Origin of the sequence: Streptomyces sp. NPDC048496, from assembly GCF_043200055.1 — a bacterium.
GTDB lineage: Bacteria > Actinomycetota > Actinomycetes > Streptomycetales > Streptomycetaceae > Streptomyces.
This window is the reverse complement of sequence record NZ_JBICXB010000153.1, coordinates 1-1,020: the sequence shown is the minus strand read 5'-3', so window position 1 is coordinate 1,020 and position 1,020 is coordinate 1. Positions and strand designations below refer to the sequence as shown.

The 1,020-nt window shown below is 70.3% G+C and carries 1 protein-coding gene; it reads left to right on the top strand.

Features of this window, described 5'->3' with window-relative positions:
- Nucleotides 1–39 precede the first annotated feature (39 nt).
- Nucleotides 40–1,020: transposase (locus ACGFSA_RS35265; RefSeq protein ID WP_393310287.1), on the top strand; the 981-nt coding region annotated here is incomplete at its 3' end.

Below are 1,020 nucleotides of genomic sequence, written 5' to 3'. Positions count from 1 at the left end.
GGTCGTTACGTGTCGTCCGGCCGTGGAGGGTGGGTTGTGATGTCGTTGCGGCCGATGGGGCTGCCGCCGGTCCCGGAGCAGACGGTGCGGGTCGCGCGGGCGGCGTTCCCGCAGGAGAGTTTGGCGATCCGGGTGCGGGACCGGCTCGGGGAGGTCTTCACCGATGAGCCGTTCGTCGGGGCGTTCGGGGTGCGTGGGGCGCCGGGTCTGTCGCCGGGGATGCTGTCGCTGGTCACGGTGTTGCAGTTCGCGGAGAATTTGACCGATCGGCAGGCCGCGGCGATGGCGATACGGGCCATCGACTGGAAGTACGCCCTCGGCCTGGAGCTGACGGACACCGGCTTCGACCACAGTGTGCTGCCCCGGTTCCGGGCCCGCCTGGTCGGCAACGGCATGGAACGTGTCGTCTTCGACCGGCTCCTTGAGCACTGCGTTGATGCCGGGCTGGTGGCCGCGGGAGGAAAGCAGCGCACCGATTCCACCCATGTGGTCAGCGCGGTACGGGACTTGAACCGGTTGGAACTGGCCGGGGAGAGCGTGCGGGCTGCGCTGGAGGCGCTGTCGGCCGCGGCACCGGACTGGCTGGCCCGGGCCGTGGACGTGCCGGAGTTCGCCCACCGCTACGGACCTCGGGTCGACAGCTGGAAACTGCCCGGCTCCAAGGTCAAGCGCGACCAGCTGTCCCAGGTCTACGGCCAGGACGCGTTGCGGCTGTGCCGGGCCGTCTGGTCGCCCGACGCGCCGGCCTGGCTGCGGGAGATCGGGGCCGTGGACATCATGCGCCAAGTCCTCGTGCAGACCTACACCGTCCGCACCAGCAGCCGGGGCAAGGAGGTGGTCAGCAAGCGGGAAGCCGACGAGGACGGTGTCCCGCCCGGCCATCTCCGCCTCGCCTCGCCCTACGACCCCGACGCCCGCTGGTCCGCCAAGGGCGACGACCTGTTCTGGCTCGGCTACAAGGTCCACCTCACCGAGAGCTGCGACAACACTCCCCCCGAAGCCGAAGCCGAAGCCGAAGCC